The following is a 21,622-nucleotide window of genomic DNA, read 5'->3' on the forward strand; positions in this document are numbered from 1 at the left end:
CTGTTCAAATCGAATTATTCTGGGATGTCCTGACGAAAAGCCTCCTCGCCATCAGGAATCCCGGACACTATTGCGAATTCCTCCCGTGGGGTGGGCGGCCCACCCCACGGGAATCGTTGGCCTCACGATGACGCCGAAGGCGAGCGTGTTGAAGTCGGCGAACACGGGTTCCGCTTACTTGGGCGATGGACCGGCCGGATCTTCCTCGCGGTAGAAGCTGTTGAACAGGAGCCGGAAGGTTCCATGAGGCTGACCGCGGTGCTGGGGCGGGAACCCGAAGAGGATGACCCGGCCGGATCCGATGGTGACCGCGACGAGTGCGGCCTTGCCTTGGATCACTTCAGGACCGAGCAACCACCCGCTCTCGAGAACATTCCGGTCGGCGTAGCGTAAGCCAACTTCCGCCGGCCGCTGGACGTCCCCGGAGACGTCGAACGCGAGCGAATGATCGAAGTATGCGGAAAGCTCGGCGGGAACCCCTCGAGTCAGCGACGAGTGTCCGGTCCGCTTGAGACGGACGATCGAGCCTGGCGCATAGAAACGCGTCGACTTCACCCCCTTCAACACGTTGACCACGGGAAGGGCGAACTCGGTGATCGCGTAGTCGCACGAGTTCTCCAGACAGACGATCGTCCCCCCTGCCTCGACGAACGCCCGCAAGGCGGCCACTCCTTCGGTCCCCAAGCCGCCGACGTATTTCGGCTCGGTCTGATCCTCCGAGTACCCTTGCGTCAACGACCGCGGCTCGATCGAAGGAATGACCAAAGTCTCGATCCGCTCGTTCAGACCACCCGCGCGGATCTCCGCGTTGTGCAGCGTGACGAACGGGATCCGGAACTTCTCGAGCACGAGCCGGGTCCATCCTTCATCCATGCTCGGATTCCAGGGCTGATAGACGCCGATCCGGCCGCGGCGAAGCACCCGCGAGCCCTTGGGGCTCGGGTCTTCTGGGTGGCCGACGAGTTGACTCGAGACGGTCGGTAAGACCCGCTCAAGCACCGCCTCGGTCTTGGCATCCGCCGGGAACGAGAGGAGGCCGCTCGCGTCGTTCACCTTGATGGCGACGTCGGCGTCGAGCAACGCATTCACAACAATGAAATCGTCGTTCGCCTGATGGCTCAACGCAAAGAACTTCGGGTCGTTCTCGCCCGAGCGTTGGCCCTGGATCGGCTCGATGCGATCGAGGGGTTCGGATTCGGCGGAAAATCGTGTCCCGACGGCGCTCGCCTGAACGCCCATCTGAAGTGGCAGCGTCCAACCGGCAACGTCGTAGGGGGTTTCGGGCACTCCTCCGGCCGTGAACCGCGAGGGGTAGACCTGCCGCTCCATCATATCCTTGAGATGATTTCGATAGGGCTGCGCCGCGGGCAGGATCCAGGTTCCCGCCTCGTAGGCCGCGCCGTCGGCCTGAAACGGCTTCGTCGCCCGTCTCACCTCGATCCCGGAGTCGTGGAGGATCCGGACCAGCTCGCTCGCCGTCCCGGGATCGCGCTGATTGCGTGAAACGACCCAGGCGAACGGGGGCTCGTTCTCCCCTTTGCGGGTGGCATCGCGCGCCATGTTCCGGAGATTGGTCTGGAACATTTGCCGAGAGTTGGCGGCGAGGGTCAGGATCGACCGGGCGCAGATCAGCTCGTAGTCGACGATATCGCGCAACCGCCACCAGCCTCCCGGCCAGGGATCGGCGAAGTTGACGCTCGGCGCGTGGTCGCGAAACCCGCGTGATCCCCCGGTGAGCTCGTGCTTTTCGAGAAAGATCGGTGAGGCCATCCGGACGCTCGCGGCCTCGGTCAGGACCGCCACGATGTTGTGCCGCTGCGGAGTGGTTCGGTTCCCGCCGTTCCACCAGTTGTCGTACATCGCGTTCGTGAGTACGCCTTGCTTACCGGCGGTGGCGAGGTCACCCGCCATGTGGGCACCAATCATAAAGATCGACTGGTGAATGCGCGGGTCGAGGTTGGGATTGATCGGATCGAAGAAGGGGGGAACGAACAACCGCGCACCTCGGCTCCCCATCTGATGAACGTCGTAGAGAATCGTCGGCATCCATTCCTGATAGAGCAAGCGCGTCAGCAGCCTGGTCTCTTTCAGGTTGAGCATGAACCAGTCGCGGTTCGTGTCGTGGCCAGCATACTTATGATAAAGCTCCGGCAGTCCGCTCCCTTCCCACGGATGCCCCTTCGATCGCTCATACCAGTGCGCCACCTTGTCGACACCGTCGGGGTTCGCCGAGGGGACGAGCAAGAGGATCGTCGAGTCGAGGATCGCACGCGTGGCGGGGTCGTTCTTCGACGCGAGCTCGTGCAGCAACTCCATCGCCATCAGGGTCGACGCCGTCTCGGTCGAGTGGATCGAGCAGGTGATCACGACGACCGGCTTGCTCTCCGCGATCGGGTCGGGCGACTCCGCCGTCGCGAGCCCGGGGTGGCTCAACTGGCGTTGGAGCTGCTGGAACTTGCCAAGATCCTTAATCGTTTCGGGCGCGGAGACGACCGCCACGAGATAGGGACGTCCCTCCGTCGTCTCACCCAGGTTGCGCACCAAGACGCGGTCGGACGCGTCATCCACCTTGCGAAAGTAGTCAACCACGTTGGGCCAAGCCGCGAGCTGAAAGTCAGCACCCGGCCGATAGCCCAGGTGCGCCTCCGGGCTCGGCAGATCGGCCCCCGCGCAAGGCAAGACGAAGCCGACGAAAAGCAGCCAGACAAATGCGGCTTGACGGGAGGTTGGCATGGCGCAACTTCGCTCCTAAAACAACCGGAGGCGATTCCACGGTCGTCTCATGGTAAGGGGAGGCGATTCCGAGATCGAGTCCTTACCCGTCCAAGTTCTCATTCGATGGATTTCGCGTGGTCCGGCCTTGGTCTGTTCGCGATTCCGAGTGCCGAGCCCAGGAACGCGGCGCGAAGTTCGGCGATGAGTTCCTCGGCAGCGTAGGCGAGTGAGTCGAAACGATTCTCGATGTTCCGGTTCAGTCGGTCCAGGGCACCGGTCCAGTGCGTGGCCTCGTGGCCGAGCGTCGCGTAGTACGCGAGGCCGTCACGAAAGGCCTCGAAGCGCGGCATCTGGATGCAGTCCTTCTCGGGATCGTAAAACGCTTCGATTCCGCCATGCCGAAAGTCCGCCTGGAGGGCGGCAAAGAACCGCTCTGCCGATGCGCTCCGTTCGCTCTTGGGCAAACTCGGCACTGGCGGCGGCGTGTAACCGTCGACCTGGGCAATGCTGAAGATCGGGTAGCCTTTGGCGATAAGCCGCCGCCCGCTCCTCGGTTCACCGTCGTTCGCGTGCTCGGGTTTTTCATCTTCGCGCAGGGCGGGCATCCAGAACACGACGAGAGTGGATTGCTCTCCTCTCCTCACCTGCGCGCCATGTTCCTGCCACTGCTTGTACGTTGCCCACAACCACGACGAGTACCCGCGCCTTGCGGCCGCGATCCAATGCGTGAGGACGTTCACCCCTGCGATATTCGCGCTTTGAAGCCGCGTTCAGCATTCGATCCCGCCAGCGCAGTCATTCGATTATTTTTCACAGAGTTTGATTTAACGAAGACGATACGCATCGGCAACGAGTTGACGCTCGTCGGTCCCCATTTGGCCAGGTCGTAAATCTCCTGGAGTAATCCGTCCGGAACATCTCTGTCTTGCAAGTCGTGATGGGTGCGCGCGGCAGTAAACAGTTGCTGAATGAACATGATCGGGATCGCTGTATTCATTGGGAGTCTCTTTCGAGTTGACTTACGCGGGCGTGCCAGCGTACTTAATGTGTCTCCACCGGAAAGTTCACTCGGGCCCACGCCGAGAAGTTGGTCGGTTGCCGGCCCGCGACTTTGTTTGCGAGCGCAATTCGGTCGGACGAATCGGAACCCAAGTAGGTATGCGCTTCCCAGTAACTGAACATTTCGGCGATTTCGGCTGCCCCAGGAAAGGCACTCGCAAAAGCTTCCTTTGGAACCTGCTTGAATGAAAAATGATGCCCCTGTCGATTTAGGGTCTCGACGATTTCATTGAAGCTCAGGAAATCACCGACGAGTGGCAGATACTCGCCATTGCCTGCCTCATCTGGGTGTGCGAACGCTCCGGCAACGATGTCGCCAAGTTCGCGAATGTCGCCCATGTGAAGGCAACGCACATCGGGATTGATAGGAAGAGCCCAGCCCACGGATCCGTCTGCGTGCTTCTGCGGACCGAGACGACCCACAAAATTCTGGTAGTAGCCAGGCGCAATGACGAACGTATGATGCGGGAACCCGGCTTCCTTCACGATCCGATCAATCTTGGCCTTGCCGGTAAAGTGGGGAACCTCGAACTTGCCACCGCTGATCGCTTCGACATCCGGAAGCGTTGACCAAATGAAGTGTTTGACTCCGGATTGCTTGGCAGCTCGTACCGCCGCTGTCGCCTGCTTGAGCTCGTCCGTGCCTGGTTCCGCGAAATTGGTGACCAGAAAAACGCCGTCTGTCCCTGCAAAGGCAGCATTGAGAGTTTCCGGCCGGTCCAGATCTGCCTCGACGACTTCCTCGGCGAGCTGGCGATGCTTGCCTGGATTGCGGCTTAAAGCGCGAACCTTGAATTGGCCGCTGGCTTGCAGGGCACGCACCACTGCGCCTCCCTGCTGTCCGGTTGCCCCGATCACGGCGATAAGTTTTCGTTCGTCGGGAGACATGCATTCTCCTTTATATTCGTTGCCGGCGTGTCAATCGGGTCTTGCCCTACCCCCGACCCGGCCAGTTACGTCGTCAATGAATCTTAGCGCCGAGTTCCATTGAAGTCAATTATATTGACATCAATCTAATCGCCTTGTTGGTATAGTAAGGGCTGGATTGGGTAACTTTCCCGAAATTTGGGTAATTACCATAAAAAAAAGACACGCCGACACCCGTGCATGCTTGGCTGGTGATGACGAAGGCCATGCAAGCCATTACGCGATATGCCCTGGCAAACCTTGAAGAAACCGGCTTGGGGCTTTCCGATTTCGCCGTCCTCGAAGCCCTACTTCACAAGGGACCGCTACCCGTCAATGTGATCGGTCCGAAAGTCAATCTGACGCCTGGATCGATCAGCGTGGCGGTCGACCGACTTGTCTCCAAAGGCTTAGTGAGCCGTGCGGAGTGCTCTCAGAACCGCCGGGTTCGTATCGTTGCGTTGCCCCCCCACGGAGAATCCGTCATCAAGCCAATTTTCCGCGCGCACGTTGAGACGATGGAGAATGTGTTTGCGGGACTCTCGCGTCAGGAACTTCGACAACTCGAACAGCAATTGAAGCGCGTGGGAAAACTAGCCGAATCGCTCTTTGAGCGAAGGGTTGAAAAAGGTCACGCGGGTGAATAGGCGAGTTTGACCGAAGAGCGTTCCGGCCACAGGGTGATGTGTACCGAGCGCCACGGACTTGGACCCCAAGGCTATGGGCAAACGAGTGAGAGCGGAGCCCGGAGCAGACCGGTCCGAAAGGAAACGCCCAAACGCAGTTAACGTTCAGCGAAGAATGAGCGGCCTGTCTCGCAACCACCTCTGGAGGCATTCGCTGGCGGAACTTTCGTCACGAGACTCGCCGGGGCGCGATCATGGTGACGACCGTGATCATCACGGGCTCGCTGTCCTGGTTCAGCGTCGTGTTCCGCACGCGGACCAACCCGTGGCCGGGATGCGATTTCGAGGGCCGCAACTCCATCACCTCGGATTCGACCCGTAGCACGTCGCCGGGGTGGACGGGCCAGGGCCAGCGGAGCTCCTCGGCCCCCAGCCCGATCAGGCCGCCTACGATCCGAAACTCTCCCGTGACCAGCAGCCGCATCGTGAGCGCGGCGGTGTGCCAACCGCTCGCCACCAATTCGCCGAAGAGACTCGCACGGGCGGCGTCCTGGTCCAAGTGGAACGGCTGGGGATCGAACTCGGCGGCGAACACCTTGATCATGTCGGGCTCAACCAGGACCGTGCCGGTTCCGAACGTCTGCCCGACGGCCAGGTCCTCGTAGTACAGCGGCGTGCTCACTTCGGTGGTCTCCTCGGCATCACACGGTCTCGAAGGCGATGTCCCGCAGGTCGATTGACACCAGGAGCGGTTCGGCGATCTTGCGATGGTCGGCGTCCGCGGGGTAGACGCGACGCGTGACCGGGATCACGATCCCGCTGACCGTCCGGTAGTCGTTAGCGTAGTTCAGCCCGGTGGTTCCGCCCAGCACATCCACCGCGTACTCGTGACGCCGGAGCAATCCGTCGGGGCCAAAGTACGACACCTGCTCGCGCGCGTGGCTCGCGACGCCCGCCGGGAATGTGGCCTTCAGGGGCCGCCAAACTTCCCCGTTCTCGGACCAGGGCGGGAGCTCCTCGGTCACAAACCCGGGGTACGTGTAAAGAAACGGGATGGTGAGGTAGGTCCACAAGGCGTAGCCGTTGAAGTACGCGAGGTGCAGATCGTCCCAAGGCGTCGTCGCCGTGTGCCCCAGGAACGCGCCCCGCGGGTCGGCACGCTCCGAGACGACTCGTCCGCTTTCGTCCTCGACGGCAACCCGACTGGGGACGAAAGAGTATCGAATCCCTCGGCCATTCAGGTGAATAGTGACCCGTTGCTCATGCAGGCGAGCCTCGACGGTGACGTCCGCCAGCACGCCCGGCTTCCCCCTGGCGACCCACAGCGCCCCGCCGATCGACCCGGCGGCACGCACCGACGCGAATTGGTTCCACCGGTCGAGCCCACCGTGAGCGGCGATCGCCTTTGCTAAGAGGTCTGCGCTCATGAGTGCACCGATCGTGTCACCGGGTCAGTTGGTTGGAGCTGCATTTTCGTGATCTCGCGAAGTCTCTGACGGGGCGGTGCATCGGGCGCACTGCTCGATGAGTGTGGTGACCATCGCGGGCCATCCGGTCTGGCGGCTCGCTCCGGTTCGAGTTCCCGCCGAAATCGGCCGTGTCCATGTCGCCAGGCACGTAACGAACGGCGAATGACTGCCCGCCGGCCGCGAACCGGTACGAATCCCGTTCATAAATCTTCGACATCGATCGCACCCCGAAAGGCGAGAGGAACTCGCGCTCATCGAGAAGGCAGCGTTCGCGCCCTCGGCCGAGTCGTCCTCCCGGACGGTCGCCCATTGCCGCTCGGCGAGATACGGCCCCCAACGCTTCCCGTTCTTGCCGCGACCGGTGTCCTCTTCCAGACGCCGCGCCTCGGCGTTCGATGTTCGATCGTCACTCATCTCCAAATTCCCCACTCACTCCTACCAGAACGCATAAAAACGACTACACATCAATACGATCGACACACACAGACATTCGAATCAGCTAGCTTTGCGATAGCGCCGGGTAATCGGTGTAACCGGTGGCGGAAGCGCCGTAGAAATACTCCGGCCGTGGCTCATTGAGTGGCGCATCACGGCGGATGCGCTCGGCAAGGTCCGGATTGGCGATATAGCCTCGACCGAAGGCGACAAGGTCACCGGCTCCTTCGCCGACAAGCTGGGCGGCGTGTTGGGCGTTGATCCCGACGTTCAGGATGAGCGTGCCCTCGTAGAGGCGACGGAAGTGATGCACGACGGCGTCGCCGCTCAAGTGTTCAATCGGAGTGCCGGTGAGGTCTGCGTTTTGCCGCATGAGAAGCACGTGCGACAGCTTGTAGTCGGCCAACTTCCGATAGACGTATTCGCTCGTCCGGAGCGTCTCGTCAGTCGCGCGTAGGGCACCGTGTTCGCTCATCATCGGCCCGGCCTTCACGCCGACGCGATTGCTCGGCCAGACTTCAAGCACCGCCTCGAGCGCCTCGAAGAGAAGGCGAGCGCGATTCTCCACCGGCCCGCCGTACTGGTCAGTTCGTCGGTTGGTGACCTCATGCAGAAATTGCTGGAAGATGTAGACGAATCCGCCTTGAATCTGGACGCCGTCGAACCCCGCGTCTTGTGCGACCTGTGCGGCATGCCTGAAATCTTCAACAGCTTGCTTGATGTCCTGAAGACTCATCTCGCGCGGGGTTTCGCTCGGAACCTTCCCCCCCTCGACGTGAATCAGTTGCTCGGGATTGACTGCGGAAGGCCCAAGGGGCAATCGCCCGTCCGCATACAGGAAGCGATGAGAGACAGAACCCTGATGCCAGAGTTGAACGAAGATCAGCCCGCCTGCACTGTGAACGGCATCGGTGACGCGCCGCCACCCCGCGGCTTGTTCCGCGTTGTAGACTCCCGGGGCTCCGTACCATCCTTGTCCCTGCTCGCTGACGAAGGTTCCCTCCGTGATGATCAGGCCGGCCCCGGCCCGCTGCGCGTAATACTCGGCCATCAACCCGTTCGGAACCTTCCCGCGGTTCTCGGCTCGAGTGCGCGTAAGCGGTGCCATGACGATGCGATTCTTGAGCTGCAAGTCGCCGAGTGCATAGGGCGTGAAAAGCACTTCAGTCGGTCTGGTTGGCATGGTTCGTCTCCCTCCTTCCCGCCTTGCTAAGAGCTCTGCCCTCGCGAGTCCACCGGAAACGAGTCGCCGAACATCGGCCTGCCGCTCTTCGAGTGCGCTTGAGACGCCTCGTCCTGGATCACGTCCCAGTGCTCGACGAGGATGCCGTCCTCGATCCGGAGGATGTCCGCCACGACCCAGTTGACCGGCAAGCCGAACCCGGAGAACCGCCCGTGGAGGATCACGTAGTCCCCATCGGCCACGACCAGCCCGGGCTCGTACTTTAGGGTTGGCGGGGCCGCCTTCACCAACTCGAACAGCCCCTCACGGCCCGGGGCGATGTGGGCGCTGTGCTGGATGTAGCGCGGCGACCAGTAGGGTTCGGCCGCAACGTAGTCCCGCTTGTTGAACAGAGCGTCAAAGGCCTCAAGGGCGAGTGACTTATTCCTCTCCTGCTTCGTCTGACTCATAAAGTTCTCTCCTCTATCGTTTGTGCATGCCACGCCGAGCGTTCGTCTCGGAAGGACCCTCACTTAAAATTCGCTTCCTCTAACTTTGACCCGCCGACCATCGGAATACTCGCACCGGTGATCCAGCGCGCGCTGTCGGAAGCCGGGAACACGATCACGTTCGCCACGTCCGACGGCCACCCGATACGCTTGAGTGCCTCCATGTCGATTCATGTTTGTGGGGAAGTCGACATACTGTTGCCGTTAGCGCTATGCGCCGCCGGCACCTCTTCCTGCATGACATCCCAGTGTTCGGCGATCTTGCCATCAGCGACCCGGAAGATATCGACAGCCACCAAAGGTTTAGGTCCCCATCCGATAAAGCGGCCGTGAATGGTGACGTAGTCGCCCTCTGCCACAACCAGACCTGGTTCATACTTGAGGTCAGCCGGAAGGTTTCCCAGGAGCGACTTGATCGCAGCGTTGCCGTTGGGAATCTGCGGGTTGTGCTGCTGATACTCGGCGTTGAATAGGCGGTCGAGAACGGTGGGGCTCATCATTACCTCGCGGTGAAATCAGCGAGCCGGTTCCAGATCGTGATCACGAGAACCGACGTCAGACGACCCGTTCCGCCGCAAGGCGTCACCGGAACGACCCATTGCAGAAAGAATACGCACGTCCGTATTGTTTGGCAATGAGCGATTTCGCCCGGCGCGGCAAACCTACTATCGGGAGACCCGCGAGGTCCGCTCTTACCGCGGAGGGTCAGGCCTTAAGACAACGGCGAAGAGAGTCTTCTTGAAGCGTTCCAACGGAACAGGGCTGTGCTCGACCTTCGCTTGGAGGATCGCACCGTGGAGTGCCGCGTAAAGGAAGTGGGCAAGCTCATCGCAGTCGGCCAAAACATGCAGCTCACCGACCTTGACGGCGGCCTCAAGGCAGTACGCCACGGAACGGTGGATCTCGCAGTAGATCTCGTTGAGTCGCTGGCGGATCGGCTCGCTGTGCTCACCCGCCTCGGCGCTGAAGTTGCCGATCAGGCAGCCGTTGCGCATCCCGGCCTTGTTCAGGAAGCGTATCTGGATGTCCAGCCACTCCTCCAGGCGGGCGAACGGCGAAGCCGCGTCATTGCGAAGCGTGAGGCGGATGTTCTCCTCGACCATGGCGAAGTACCGGTTGAGGAGTTCCAGGCAGAATGCATCTTTCGAGGCGAAGTGGTTGGTGAACGACCCCTGCGGTGCGCCTGCGGCTTGGGCGATGTCGCGGACGCTGGCCCCGCAGTACCCGCGTTCGAGTACGACTTCGAAGCCTGCCTGCAGGAGCTTTTCGCGGTGAGAAGGTTTTGGCATGACCGGCGGTCGATCCCTGGTTTTGTATTCCTCAAGCGGCCTTTCGGACTCAACTCCGCCTTCAGATAGTATCCGTAACAGAGATTGCGCTATCCCCCTCCCCGAATGGAACCAGTCGGGTTATCAATTCTCGCTCGCAGCGGACCGAGCGAGCTCGCTTCTCGGACCGGAACGCGCAACATCCGCTCGGGCCGCTTTTGCACCGACGCCTTCGTCTCGCATCGGCAAGATTGAGAACGTGTTCGTTAACCAGCGGCTTACTTTAATCCGAAGAGGGCGGCGCGGCTGGCGGGGGCGTTGAACATCGCCTCATGGTCGTGACCAACCCCGGGGGCTTCGACGAGTCGCCAGCGAAAGTCCCAGCCTTTGCGCTTGGCCAGTTCTTGAGCGGATCGAAACGCGTTATGGCCTCGTTCGTAACGCGTTTGTCCTTGCTTATCTGCTTCGGAACTGATGTCGAGGTCTTCATCACGCACCGTGTCCGCACTGCCCAGGTAGACGGTCAGGGGCCGGGCGAGATAGTCCCGAAGCAAGTCGTCGGTGACCAGGGATGTGGGCAGACCGCCGAAACCGTAGGGGTAAGGCAAGTCTCGTGTGGGAAAGAGGTCGGAGCCCGGGTTGGCCGCTACGATTCGAGTGGCCTCCGTCGGTACAAAAGCGGAGAGGCGGACGAGGAACTGTCCGCCCGCGGAGTGGCCGATCAGGTAGTACGGCATGTCGGGGCGGTGCTCGAGATCGCGGACGCGATCGGCGATCTTGGGAACGACGCTCCAGGCCCAGTTCGCGCGCGCGGCGAGCTTGCCGTCCTCGAACAGGCCCCCTTGCTGATACTTCCCCTTGCCGAACTGGGTCGAGTCAAAGCGGGGGGCGACGACGAGCATGCCGAACCGGTCGCCCATCGCGCGGGCGTGGTCGCGATACTCGTCGGCGTTGCGGAGCATGCCATGGAAGACCATGAGCATCGCCCCGTCCCGATAATTCGCCGGCTTGTAGGTGAAGACCTCCATCTTGGCGGTGGCCAGGTCCAGGTCGAGCTTGGCGGAACCCGCGGGGATCGAACCTTGCCCGAGCGTCAGGCAGACCAGCAAGAGAATCGACATACTGCGATTGCCTTTCGCTTTTACCGGTTGGATTCCAGCCAGTGCTGGACGAATTCGAGAGAGCGTTCGATCGCCTCGACGCCGACGATCAAGAGGTCGCCCGGCTCAAGTTCGCGGAGGGCTTGGTCAATCGCTTGGTTCTCGTCCGAGACCTCCACCAGTTCCTTGAGACGGGGACGACCGATCAACCCTTGCTTGAGCAAGACGTTGAGCTCGCCGTCTTTGCGGTCCTGGTTCCCCTTGTCTTCATAGAGAATGACCCGGTCGAAGCCGTCACCGATGAGCTCGCCCTGGCGGACAACGTCCACATCACGGCGGTTGCAGCCCGCGAACACGAGAACGCGGCGGTTGTGGGGGAACGACTCGGCCGACTCGATCAGGGCTTCGAGGGCCATCGCGTTGTGCGGGAAGTCGATGACGACCGTCGCCCCTTTGACCTCGAAGAGGTTGAACCGCGCGGGCATCTGGATCGGGTCGCCGGCAAACGACGCCAGGCCCGATCGGATCGCCTCACGAGGCAAGCCGATGGCCCAGGCCGCCCCGGTGGTCGCGAGCACATTCTCCACCTGGAACCCAACCCGCCCCTGATGGGTGATCGGCACGTCCGCGAGCGAAACGAGCGGATCCTCTTCCTGGCCCCGGGCCAGCACGATGGCGCCGTCGCGAACGAAGACGGCGCGTCCCCCGGCGTTACGATGGCGGACGAGGACCGGGTGGTCGGCGTCGCGTGCAAACCAGATCACTTCCCCAGGGCAATGGTCGGCCATCGCGGCGACGAGCGGGTCGTCGGCCTTGAGCACGGCCGCGCCGTCGGCGGCCACGACCTCGACGGCCGTCCGCTTAACTCGGGCCAGGTCCTCGAGGGTATCGATCCCGCGAAGCTCGAGATGGTCGCCCTCGCCCAGGTTCGTGACCACCGTGACGTTGGAGCGGTCGAACGCCAAGCCCTCGCGGATGATCCCCCCCTGCGCCGTTTCGAGGAGAGCCACCTCCACGGCCGGATTCAGAAGCACGGTCCGGGCGCTTTGCGGTCCGCTGCAATCGCCGGTCTCAATCCGCCGGCCGGCGATGTAGATCCCGTCGGTCGTGCTCATGCCGACCACCCGGCCCGTCTCAGCGAACAGGTGGGCGATGAGCCGGGTCGTGGTCGTCTTGCCGCTGGTCCCGGTGACGGCGATGAGCGGGATCCGCCCATCTTCCCCCTCGGGAAACAGGGAGTTCAAAATCGCTTCACCGATGGGCTGGGGCGGATCGTGCCAGGGCCGGAGGTGCTGCCTCAGCCAAGGGCTCGCGTTGACCTCGAGGATGACGCCCCCCTGCTCTTCGAGGGGACGACCGATATCCTCGGCCACAACGTCGAGGCCCGCGAGGTCGAGGCCGATAACCCGGGTTGCGTCGAGCACGCGGGCGGCCACCTCGGGGTGAACCTGGTCGGTCACATCAACGTTGTTGCCGCCATCCTTGAGATGCGAGTTCCGCCTGATGAACACCCGGGCCCCGGCCACGGGCACCGAGTCGACCTGATAACCTTGGTCGGCGAGTACGCCCAGCGCGATCGGATCGAGCGGGAATTTTCTCAAGGGCGACGAGGCATCATCCCCGCGGCGCGGGTCGCGGTTGACCTGTTCCACGAGTTCGCCAATCGTGTGCGTGCCGTCGCCGACGACCTGGGCCGAGTCGCGTCGAGCGGCCGCGACGACCTTGCCGCCGATCACGAGCATCCGATGGTGCGCTCCGGGCGCGAACCGCTCGACCATGATGTTCGAGCTGACCTCGAGCGCGGCGGTGTAAGCGGCCGTGAGCTGCTCGCGGGTGCTGAGGTTCAGCGTGATCCCATCACCGTGATCGGCGTCGCACGGCTTGATGACGACCGGGAGCCCGACCTCGAGCGCGGCGGCCCAGGCATCGTCGGCGTCGGTGACGGGTCGACCTTCGGGGACGGGGACACCGACCGCCCGGAGCATCTCCTTGGTGAGGTCCTTGTCATTGGAGATCGACTCGGCGATCGCGCTGGTCCGATCGGTGAACGCGGTCTGGAACCGTCGCTGGCGGACCCCGTAGCCGAACTGGATCAGGCTGTCCGCGTTGAGCCGGCGGAACGGAATCCCTCGTGCCTTCGCCGCCGCGACGATCGGCGCGGTGTTGGGACCGATCCCGATCTGGCGGGTGAGCTCACGAAGCCGGTCGATCTCGGCTCGGAGCTCATACGGGCGATCGTCGACCGCTCCGCCCACCAAAGCGAGGGCCGCGGTGAGCGCACCGCGCGCCACCTCCTCTTCTTGATACTGCACGGCCAGGCGGGCGATTCCATCCTCGGCCGCCCGTTGCCAGGTCGAGAAGGCAACGTCCGAACCCGACCGTTGCTGAATCTCCAAGAGCAGGAGCGTGACCACCCCTTCCAGACGACTCTCTTGCTTCAGTCGATCGGCTATCGGCTCGCGGTCCGATTGGCTCGTCCCGCCGGCGCCGGCCAAGCCCAGCGACGTGATCAGACGATCATGGAAACCGGGGATCTCGGTGGCTTGCCTGCCTTTGAGGCCTTCCAGATCCAACCACACTTCGAGCACGGGAACACGGGCCCAGAGATTAGGTCCGCGCAAGGCCAGGACTTTCCGAACGATCATTCCGTTTCCCTACATATGGACGTCGCATGAGGATCGGGCCAGTCCTCGATATTACCAGAAGGGGGGCATGCCGGGGAATTCGGGATCGGCGCAAGACAGAACGATTGCGTGATGGGATGCTCGAGTGGATTGGTTGAGGTCGAAGGCGACCCCGTTCTCCGCTCGGTCCGAAATGACTCGGATTTCATCCGCATGTATCTCACGTCAATAGCTCTAAAACTTCCAGTGATTTCTCTTACATCCGTCTGCTGATCGAAGTAGACTGATCGATCAGCCTCTCTCGTTCCCCCGGAGGGATTGGATCTGGTCGACGAACGCCAGACTTTTCGGGAGCAAATTCGATGATTGATTTGGCTTGCCCGAGCTGTGGACGGGCGGGATCGATCCCGCGTGAGAAAATCAACACACGTCTGACTTGCAAGAAGTGCCATATCGTCTTTCACGTCAACCCGACGGGCCGCACCCTGGTCGGAGAGCCACACGTCGAGTCCCCGAAAGTCGAGCATCGCCCTCACGAAGGCTTTCAACTCCCCACCTTCGAGGCGCTCGACGGACTGACGGAACGCCTCTCCACCGTTTCCCTCAAATCGGTCGGCATCGGAGTCGCGGCGATTACGGTCCTCGGCGGCCTCTTCCTGCTCTTGTCCAGGCCGCCCGAGAGTCTCGCCGACAGCGCCCAGCGCACCGCCGAACGGTTCGCGAACGACGACCTGGTCTATCTCAAGCAGATCGCCACATCCGAGTCGATCGACGACGTCGTCCGCTGGTTTGATACCGTTCACCCGCTGCTCGTCAAAAACCGGGAGCATTGGAAGAGCCGCGAAGCGAGAATCCAGGTCATGGTGATCGGGGAGGATCACAACCAGCGCAAGGGGGAAGCCCAAGCGTTTATCTATCCCGCGGGGGGAGCGGGACGCGTCGCCGCGATTGCCAGCGCCACCGATTCGACAACGACACCGGCAAGCTCGGTGCAGCAACCCATCGACCTGAGGCTTCATTGGGTGCTGGACCGCAACGGAACCTGGAAACTCGACGGCCTCCAGACCTTCCAGGCGGCCTCTCACCCCCTGTAAGTAAGCCGCTTGAAACGGAGCTTTTCTCAAGGTCGGCGCGCGAGCGGAGCGACGATGGCTCAGGCTCAGCGGCCCCACGGACCGGCGATCACCGCATGCTCGTTCGCGGACCGCACCGCGGCGTCGAGAACGCGAACGACGTCGCGGGCCTGCTCGGCGGTCACCGCGAGCGGAGCCCGTCCCTCAAGGTGATCGGCAATGTTGGCGTAATACGAGTCCCAGTGGCTTCGCTGCGTCTCGACGGGGGATTCGGACACGCCCGAGGCGGTTTCCCGGCGAATCGTGGCGGCAAAATTCGCGGGCTCGGCGGCCCGGTCAAGATCACCGGCGCGGAGCGCATCCTCCTGGGGATCGATCCCGTACTTCGTAAAGCCTCCCGCGGTGCCGACGACCCACCACCGGGGACGTTCGAGACGACAGATTCGGCTCATCTCCACCTGAAATAAGAGGTTGTCGAACTCCAAGACGATCCGGCCATGTCCGCCGCTGTCCACTCCCGGCCAGGGGGCGGGAGTGATCCAGGCCGAAAGCCGACGGCAAGGGCCGACCCCAAGCTGAAGCGCCTGGTCGACCAGGTGCGCCCCCCAGTCATGGAGGATCGTGCCCGCCTGCGCCGTATCACCGCGCCAGGTTCGCGGCGGAGTATGGCGACAGACCGCGCTCTCGATGAGGAGCGGCCGCCCGATCAGGCCTTGGGAAAGCACCTCTTTGAGCGTCGAGTAGTCCCAATCCCAGCGCCGGTTTTGAAAGACCGAGAGCATCCGGCCGGAGGCATCGCGCGCCGCGATCATCCGATCCGCCTCGGTCGCGGACAGCGCCATGACCTTGTCGACCACGCAATCCTTCCCGGCCTCGAGGGCGCGGACGGCGAGGTCGGCGTGTGTATCGTGTGGGGTCGCGATCACGATCAGCTGGACGCGTGAATCGGCCAGGGCCTCCTCAATCCCGGCGTAGCCGACGACTCCCCAGGTGGAAACCGCCTGGGCGCGAACAGCAGGGTCGCGGGCAACGATTCCGTGAAGCCTCAACGCTTTTTGCCGCTGGATCAGGGGAGAATGGAACGCTCGGCCTGCCAGGCCATAGCCCACGACAACCGTTTCGATCATGACCGAACCTCCCGACCAGCCGAGTTGCGACGCGATCGCCACACGGACGCCTCCTTCGCGACGCGTTTCCTTTGGTTCAAGTATAGGCGATCGATGCCTGATCTCGAGACCTCAACGTGGTGGGCCAATCGCGAGGGGTGTTGATACTCGCCGTAGAATAGAGGAGTGATAGTGTTTCGTTCATTGCCGTGGCGGGACTCGATTCGCCAAGACCTCAGGAAAAACGCATGATCGCCCTTCACCGTGACGATCCCCAGATCCTGGGCCCGCTCCCTGGCCCGCGCGCCCGCGAATGGCTGGCACGCGACGACCAGGTGATGTCTCCTTCTTACACCAGGACCTACCCGCTGGTCGTTCGTCGTGGCAAAGGCTCGATGATTGAAGACCTGGATGGCAACCGCTTCCTGGATTTCACCGCCGGGATCGCCGTCACGGCGACCGGCCACTGTCACCCCGCGGTGGTGGAAGCGATCCGCACCCAGGCGGGCCGACTGCTCCACATGTCGGGGACCGACTTCTACTACACTCCGCAGATCAAGCTCGCCGAGCGGCTCGCCAAACTCGCCCCCGGCGCCGAGCCGAAGCGCGTCTTTTTCACGAACAGCGGAGCCGAGTCGGTCGAGGCCGCCCTCAAGCTGTCGCGTCGCCATACCGGGCGACCGCGGGTCATGGCCTTCACGCATGCGTTTCACGGCCGGACCTACGGCGCGATGTCCCTCAGCGCCTCGAAACCGATGCAGCGTCGCGGATTCTCACCGCTCGTCCCGGAGATCCATCACGCGCGATACGGCGACCTCGAAAGCGTTCGCGCCTTGCTCCGGACGGTCTGCCCCGCGGATGAGTTGGCCGCGATCTTCGTCGAGCCGATTCAAGGTGAAGGGGGTTATCTCGTTCCCCAGGCCGATTTCCTCCCTGGCTTGCGAACGCTCTGCGACGAGCACGGCATTTTGCTCGTCCTCGACGAAGTGCAGACCGGGATCGGCCGCACCGGCAAAATGTTCGCCTCCGAACATTGGAATGTCGCCGGTGACATCGTCTGTCTCGCGAAAGGCCTCGCCAGTGGGTTGCCCCTGGGTGCGATCGTCGCCAAGGCCGACGTCATGGACTGGCCGAGCGGTAGCCACGCCTCGACCTTTGGCGGAAACCCAGTCGCCTGCGCCGCGGCCTTGGCGACGTTGGACTTGGTCGAGCGGAAATACCAGGCCAACGCCGAACGGCAAGGTGAGCTCCTGCGCGCGGGACTCGAGGAACTGGCCACCCAGCATCCGATGATCCGTGAAGTCCGCGGGCTCGGGCTCATGATCGGCGTCGAGATCCAGACCAACGGCGCCCCCGATCCCGAACTTCGCGACCGAATCGTCGACCTGGCCTTCCACCGCGGCCTCCTGCTCTTGCCGTGCGGCCCCAGCACGGTACGGTTCTGCCCCCCCCTCTGCCTGTCCCGCCGCCAGGTGGAAATCGGCCTCGGGTTGTTCGGCGCGGCCTTGTCCGCAACCGACTCCACCCCTCGGTCGTTCACACGCCAAATCTAAAAACAAAGACTTGTCATTCTGATCACACTGGAGCCTGAACATGTCTCAAGTCGCCTCGGCCCCGCCTCCACCCGTCTTCGAGTGGAAGCGATGGCCTGAAACCGAAGCATGGATCGACAGTCTGATCGACGAAGCGTTGGCCGGCAACACGTTCGCGACCATGCTGGCGGAGCGGATGCGGGTCGAGACGAGCACCCGGTTCAAGGATTGGGTGGACCATCTGGTCATTACCGGCCAGGAGGGCCTTGGACCGCGGCTCCGCGAGCTCGGCTTCAAGCGTCAGGCCACGGACTATGCGGTCGGTGTTCCTGTCTTTGCCCACGAAGGCGGGATTTTCCCCCGCTTGGCGATTGCGCCCGGTTCGGGGTTGGAAGTGAGCGCGCTTGCGATCAAGGTCGAGTCGGTCGCGGATTTCTCGAGGGCCTTTGACCTCGGCCTCGACGTCCGCGGGTACGTGCTCGGGCCGTATCGAGTCGGACGGATTGCGAGCGAACGGACCGAGCTCGACGTGATCGAGCGCCGGGCGTATACGGGGTTCGACCCGTTTCCGGGCGACCTGGCCCGTGAGGGCCGAATGCGACCGCAGGCCGCCCGTGACGCACTGGCCGCCCGTGAGCTTTGGAAAGGGCGAAAGCGGCAGTTTGCCGACGATGCCCAAGGCTTCGACGCGACCGAGGAGACCTTGAACCAGGTCATCGAACTGGCCGGTTCGGCCGACCTGGCCTGCCACCTCGTCTTCGAGGTGGAGCGTGAGAATTGGCAGATGCGCAACCGGGCCGCGCAGGTCCAGAAAAGCCGGCAGGACCGTCTGGGCCTCGGGTGGGCGAACCATGATCACCACACGTTTCGCTGTTCGCGCCGGCACTTCCACCGCGTGATCCGAATGTTCGAGAAGCTCGGTTTCCTGCTGCGCGAGCGGTTCCACGCGGGCGAAAACGCAGGCTGGGGCGCTCAGGTGCTCGAGCACCCGACGACCGGGGTCGTGATTTTCGCCGACCTCGACCTTGCCCCCGACGAGGCCACGCGCGACTTCGCGCATTCGACCCTCCCCGACCTCCCCCGGCCCAACACGGTCGGACTCTGGGTCGGACTCCATGGCGAGTCGATCCTCGAGGCGGGCATGCATCATCTCGAAGCGCAATTTGACTTTGATGCCTTGCGACAGGATCTCAAGGCGGAGTCGGGCATCGAGGTCATGGCGCCCTTCTCCGATTTCCCGTTCCTCCGCCAGGCGTTCACCGCAGGGGAACGCTGGCCGGTTCCCAAGCACCGCGCGGACCGCTGTCTGGCTAATGGCTGGATCACGGCCGAGCAGCACGCGAAATTCCTCCGCGATGGCGCACTCGGCAGCCACCTCGAAGACCTCCAGCGCCGCGAAGGGTACAAAGGTTTCAATCAGCAGGCTGTCAGCGCCATCATCGCCGCGACCGATCCTCGACTGCACTGACCGGTAAGCCCTCGCTCGAGCGAACGCCCATCAAGCTCTCGATGGGCGTCTACTTGCATCATGGGAGGCATGAGACCAGTTGTGCCTGCATAGCACGGTGATTATCATCGTCTCCTCGCCTGATTGATGTCATCGGTCAAGGAGCGCTCATCGATGAACGACGATAATCCGTATGCGGCGCCCGAATTCTCAGTCCGACCCGACGGCAAATTCTCGGACCAAGCGTTCGGCTCTCTCGACGCGGAGGGTTGCTGGCAGGATGGGAACTTGCTGGTCTTAAGCAAAGGGGCTCAGCTCCCCGATCGCTGCGTCAAGTGCAACCTTCCCGCCAACGACTTTCGTCTCGAACGCAAGCTTTCCTGGCACCCGCCGATTTGGTTTTTGACGGTGTTCATCAGCCCGCTCATCTATGTGATCGTCGCCCTGTGCGTTCGCCACACCGCCAAGATCGAAGTGGGACTCTGCGAAGAGCATCGACGTCGACGCTCCCGCGCCATCGCTTCGGCTTGGATCGCCATTCTCGGCGGGGTCGGTCTGATCTTCGGCGGAGCGGCCTTGATCGATCCCGAGTGGGCCCCACTCCCCGTCTTGGTCGGCTTAGTCACGATCCTCGTGGGGATTATCGTCGGAATCGTGGGGTCCCAGGTCGCGACAACCAAGTCCATTGATCAACATCACGTCTGGCTCGCAAAGGTGAATCCCGAATATCTCAAGATGCTTCCAACCTGGCTCGATTGAGCGTTGCGACGTGGTGGCAACGCTCCATCGAGCCACGTCGCGAGCTCGACCTGCCCACTGAACGGGTCCGGCCCCGTCGGCCACTGAGGTTAGGCGTCCACGGGCATCAACAGAATCTTGCGGAACTTCTTCACCGCGAGCGTGCCGAGGACGATGAACGCCACCAGCGAGCCGAGTTGGGCGGCCAGGAAGGGCGGTTCGGACTGCGTGGGGGCCAAGGCCTTGAAAATGGGCAGCTTCTGGAACGACTGGACGATCAAGACAACGAAGTTGAGGTAGAGTGCGATCGTCGCGCCGATGACGTACGCTGGGCGCCAGTTGCCAGCGAGGCGCCGGAGGTAGCGGGCGTAGATCACTCCTGCCAGGATCACGAGCGAGATCAAGCCGAAGGCGATCCCCGGCGTCAGTCCCTTGATCGGGAACCCGAAGCCGGTCACGCTCGTCGCCACCGTGGTCCCCAGGAAGAAGGCGGTCCAGCCATCGAGCGTCTTGTTCGCGATCATCCCGAACAAGACGATGAATCCCGAGGCGATCGCCGCCAGGCTGATGGCGACATGAATGATCGTAAATGTTGGTAGGGCGGAAGTTGGAACAAACACCTGGTCACGGCTCCGATTGAGGTCTGGATCACAGCACAATTACATGCAATCATTAGAGTTTTTCAGATTCCCTTCGAGGGCGTCCCGGCGCTCCCGTCGCGTGCTCTCGGGGTGCCCGTGAGCTCAGTGCTTCGCCTCGGCTCGTCGAACGCCTCGGCGGCAAGCGACATCGGGTGCGCGCCTCGCTCATGCAAATGAGCGGTCGGTGTGCGGTCGATCAACAGGCTGAGGAGTTCGGGGCGACTATAGTGACCGCGTGAATCCATCATACGCTTACGTTTGTCGATCAACCAGAAATCGAGATCGGCGATCAAGACGCCTTCACCGGAACGGAGGGGCTCGCCAAGCAATTCGCCTTCCGGGGAGACGATCGCGGTGAAGCAGCCACCCGAGATCGGTTCGATGTCGCATCCCGTGTCCTGCATAATCCGGGCTTGCTGATCGGCGTCCAGCCAGGCGGTGGCGTTGACGACGAAGCAACCGGATTCCAAGGCGTGTTGGCGGATGTTGACCTGGATCTGTTCGGCGAACCGATCGCCCGCAAATGAGCCCGGATACATCGCCGAGTGAATCTGCTCGCCGTCGGCCATCAATGCGTAACGGGCCAGGGGGTTGTAATGCTCCCAGCACGCCAGCGAGCCGATGCGCCCGACCGCGCTGTCAACCACGCGCAGTCCGGAGCCGTCCCCCTGCCCCCAGATCAGGCGCTCGTGATAGGTCGGGGAGATCTTGCGACGATGCTGAATCAGGCTGCCGTCAGCATCAAACAGTAATTGGGCGTTGTAGAGCGTGCCGCCATCGCGCTCGTTGACGCCAATGGACACCACCATCCCCGCTTGCTTGCAGGCCTCGCCGATAGCCAGGGTGGCGGCCGACGGTACGGTGACGGATTGTTCCAGCAACCGGTAGTGTTCCGCGCCCATCTTGTAAGGCGGCTGCACGAAGGAGAAATAGGGGTAGTACGGCACCACCGTTTCCGGGAAGGTGGCGAACTGCACGCCCTGGTGACCGAGGGCGATGATCTGTCGGCAGACCTTGTCCACAGTGCCTTCGCGGCTGTAAAGCACCGGGCTCAACTGCACGGCCGCGGCCTTGATGGTGGGCATCGCGAATGTCCTGAATAGTTCATATTGACAAGTTGATTTCAATACATGTGAGCAGGACGTACGAGCCGAGAGCAACCAGGGAGAGGACCCGCCACCGCGGCGGGTCCGCCGTCCCGTCACCGAGAAC

The 21,622-nt window shown here is 62.5% G+C and carries 20 protein-coding genes; 5 read left to right on the forward strand and 15 right to left on the reverse strand.

Features of this window, described 5'->3' with window-relative positions; genetic code table 11:
• Positions 1–174 precede the first annotated feature (174 nt).
• From BUS42_RS10230 to BUS42_RS10245, 4 genes are all read right to left on the reverse strand, one after another.
• Positions 175–2,733: a M14 family metallopeptidase gene (locus tag BUS42_RS10230; protein ID WP_074306824.1), complete on the reverse strand. Its 2,559-nt coding sequence runs from the start codon at positions 2,731–2,733 to the stop codon at positions 175–177.
• Between the two features lie 98 nt (positions 2,734–2,831).
• Positions 2,832–3,455 carry an ArdC family protein gene (locus BUS42_RS10235; protein WP_074306825.1) on the reverse strand — a complete coding sequence of 208 codons (624 nt, stop codon included), beginning with the start codon at positions 3,453–3,455 and terminating at the stop codon, positions 2,832–2,834.
• Positions 3,452–3,712 carry a nitroreductase family protein gene (locus tag BUS42_RS10240; RefSeq protein ID WP_074306826.1) on the reverse strand — a complete coding sequence of 87 codons (261 nt, stop codon included), beginning with the start codon at positions 3,710–3,712 and terminating at the stop codon, positions 3,452–3,454. Before BUS42_RS10240 ends, BUS42_RS10235 begins: the two co-directional genes overlap by 4 nt.
• A gap of 44 nt (positions 3,713–3,756) precedes the next feature.
• Positions 3,757–4,662, reverse strand: a complete 906-nt coding sequence (locus BUS42_RS10245) for an NmrA/HSCARG family protein (RefSeq protein WP_074306827.1) — start codon at positions 4,660–4,662, stop codon at positions 3,757–3,759.
• Between the two features lie 215 nt (positions 4,663–4,877).
• On the opposite strand from BUS42_RS10245, the gene BUS42_RS10250 reads away from it, so the two are divergent.
• On the forward strand, positions 4,878–5,327 hold the full coding sequence (locus BUS42_RS10250) for a MarR family winged helix-turn-helix transcriptional regulator (RefSeq protein WP_216821022.1): 450 nt from the start codon (positions 4,878–4,880) through the stop codon (positions 5,325–5,327).
• A 208-nt stretch (positions 5,328–5,535) separates the two neighbouring features.
• Here the strand turns inward: BUS42_RS10250 and BUS42_RS10255 are convergent, their stop codons facing one another.
• The 8 genes from BUS42_RS10255 to cphA form a co-directional block, all read right to left on the reverse strand.
• Positions 5,536–5,988, reverse strand: a complete 453-nt coding sequence (locus tag BUS42_RS10255) for a MaoC family dehydratase (RefSeq protein WP_074306829.1) — start codon at positions 5,986–5,988, stop codon at positions 5,536–5,538.
• A gap of 19 nt (positions 5,989–6,007) precedes the next feature.
• Positions 6,008–6,733, reverse strand: a complete 726-nt coding sequence (locus BUS42_RS10260) for a hypothetical protein (protein WP_074306830.1) — start codon at positions 6,731–6,733, stop codon at positions 6,008–6,010.
• Between the two features lie 541 nt (positions 6,734–7,274).
• Complete coding sequence (locus tag BUS42_RS10270) at positions 7,275–8,393, reverse strand: alkene reductase (protein WP_074306832.1); 1,119 nt, start codon at positions 8,391–8,393, stop codon at positions 7,275–7,277.
• 26 nt (positions 8,394–8,419) lie between these two features.
• Positions 8,420–8,842, reverse strand: coding sequence for a nuclear transport factor 2 family protein (locus tag BUS42_RS10275; protein ID WP_074306833.1), 423 nt, complete (start codon positions 8,840–8,842; stop codon positions 8,420–8,422).
• A gap of 209 nt (positions 8,843–9,051) precedes the next feature.
• Positions 9,052–9,381: a nuclear transport factor 2 family protein gene (locus BUS42_RS10280; protein ID WP_074306834.1), complete on the reverse strand. Its 330-nt coding sequence runs from the start codon at positions 9,379–9,381 to the stop codon at positions 9,052–9,054.
• A 192-nt stretch (positions 9,382–9,573) separates the two neighbouring features.
• The gene (locus tag BUS42_RS10285) at positions 9,574–10,170 is read right to left on the reverse strand and encodes a TetR/AcrR family transcriptional regulator (protein WP_074306835.1); all 597 of its coding nucleotides are present in this window, start codon (positions 10,168–10,170) and stop codon (positions 9,574–9,576) included.
• Positions 10,171–10,427: 257 nt separating this feature from the next.
• A complete protein-coding gene (locus tag BUS42_RS10290) occupies positions 10,428–11,270 on the reverse strand; it encodes an alpha/beta fold hydrolase (protein WP_074306836.1) in 843 nt (280 codons plus the stop codon).
• Positions 11,271–11,290: 20 nt separating this feature from the next.
• A complete protein-coding gene (gene cphA, locus BUS42_RS10295) occupies positions 11,291–13,894 on the reverse strand; it encodes a cyanophycin synthetase (RefSeq protein WP_074306837.1) in 2,604 nt (867 codons plus the stop codon).
• Positions 13,895–14,235: 341 nt separating this feature from the next.
• On the opposite strand from cphA, the gene BUS42_RS10300 reads away from it, so the two are divergent.
• The gene (locus BUS42_RS10300) at positions 14,236–14,967 is read left to right on the forward strand and encodes a zinc ribbon domain-containing protein (protein WP_074306838.1); all 732 of its coding nucleotides are present in this window, start codon (positions 14,236–14,238) and stop codon (positions 14,965–14,967) included.
• Between the two features lie 65 nt (positions 14,968–15,032).
• On the opposite strand, the gene BUS42_RS10305 is transcribed toward BUS42_RS10300, so the two are convergent.
• The gene (locus tag BUS42_RS10305; protein WP_254053427.1) at positions 15,033–16,115 is read right to left on the reverse strand and encodes a Gfo/Idh/MocA family oxidoreductase; all 1,083 of its coding nucleotides are present in this window, start codon (positions 16,113–16,115) and stop codon (positions 15,033–15,035) included.
• Positions 16,116–16,300: 185 nt separating this feature from the next.
• Between BUS42_RS10305 and BUS42_RS10310 the strand changes: the two genes are divergently transcribed.
• The 3 genes from BUS42_RS10310 to BUS42_RS44955 all read left to right on the forward strand — a co-directional run bounded on the left by BUS42_RS10310 (position 16,301) and on the right by BUS42_RS44955 (position 19,790).
• Positions 16,301–17,605: an acetyl ornithine aminotransferase family protein gene (locus BUS42_RS10310; RefSeq protein ID WP_074306839.1), complete on the forward strand. Its 1,305-nt coding sequence runs from the start codon at positions 16,301–16,303 to the stop codon at positions 17,603–17,605.
• A gap of 40 nt (positions 17,606–17,645) precedes the next feature.
• On the forward strand, positions 17,646–19,052 hold the full coding sequence (locus BUS42_RS10315; protein ID WP_074306840.1) for a hypothetical protein: 1,407 nt from the start codon (positions 17,646–17,648) through the stop codon (positions 19,050–19,052).
• Positions 19,053–19,205: 153 nt separating this feature from the next.
• Positions 19,206–19,790, forward strand: a complete 585-nt coding sequence (locus BUS42_RS44955) for a hypothetical protein (RefSeq protein WP_254053428.1) — start codon at positions 19,206–19,208, stop codon at positions 19,788–19,790.
• 89 nt (positions 19,791–19,879) lie between these two features.
• On the opposite strand, the gene BUS42_RS10325 is transcribed toward BUS42_RS44955, so the two are convergent.
• Together BUS42_RS10325 and BUS42_RS10330 are read right to left on the reverse strand one after the other, a co-directional pair.
• The gene (locus BUS42_RS10325) at positions 19,880–20,389 is read right to left on the reverse strand and encodes a hypothetical protein (protein ID WP_074310936.1); all 510 of its coding nucleotides are present in this window, start codon (positions 20,387–20,389) and stop codon (positions 19,880–19,882) included.
• A 62-nt stretch (positions 20,390–20,451) separates the two neighbouring features.
• On the reverse strand, positions 20,452–21,495 hold the full coding sequence (locus BUS42_RS10330; protein ID WP_083670124.1) for a Nit6803 family nitrilase: 1,044 nt from the start codon (positions 21,493–21,495) through the stop codon (positions 20,452–20,454).
• Between the last annotated feature and the right edge of the window lie 127 nt (positions 21,496–21,622).

It is taken from the genome of Singulisphaera sp. GP187, from assembly GCF_900129635.1.
Classification (GTDB): domain Bacteria; phylum Planctomycetota; class Planctomycetia; order Isosphaerales; family Isosphaeraceae; genus Singulisphaera.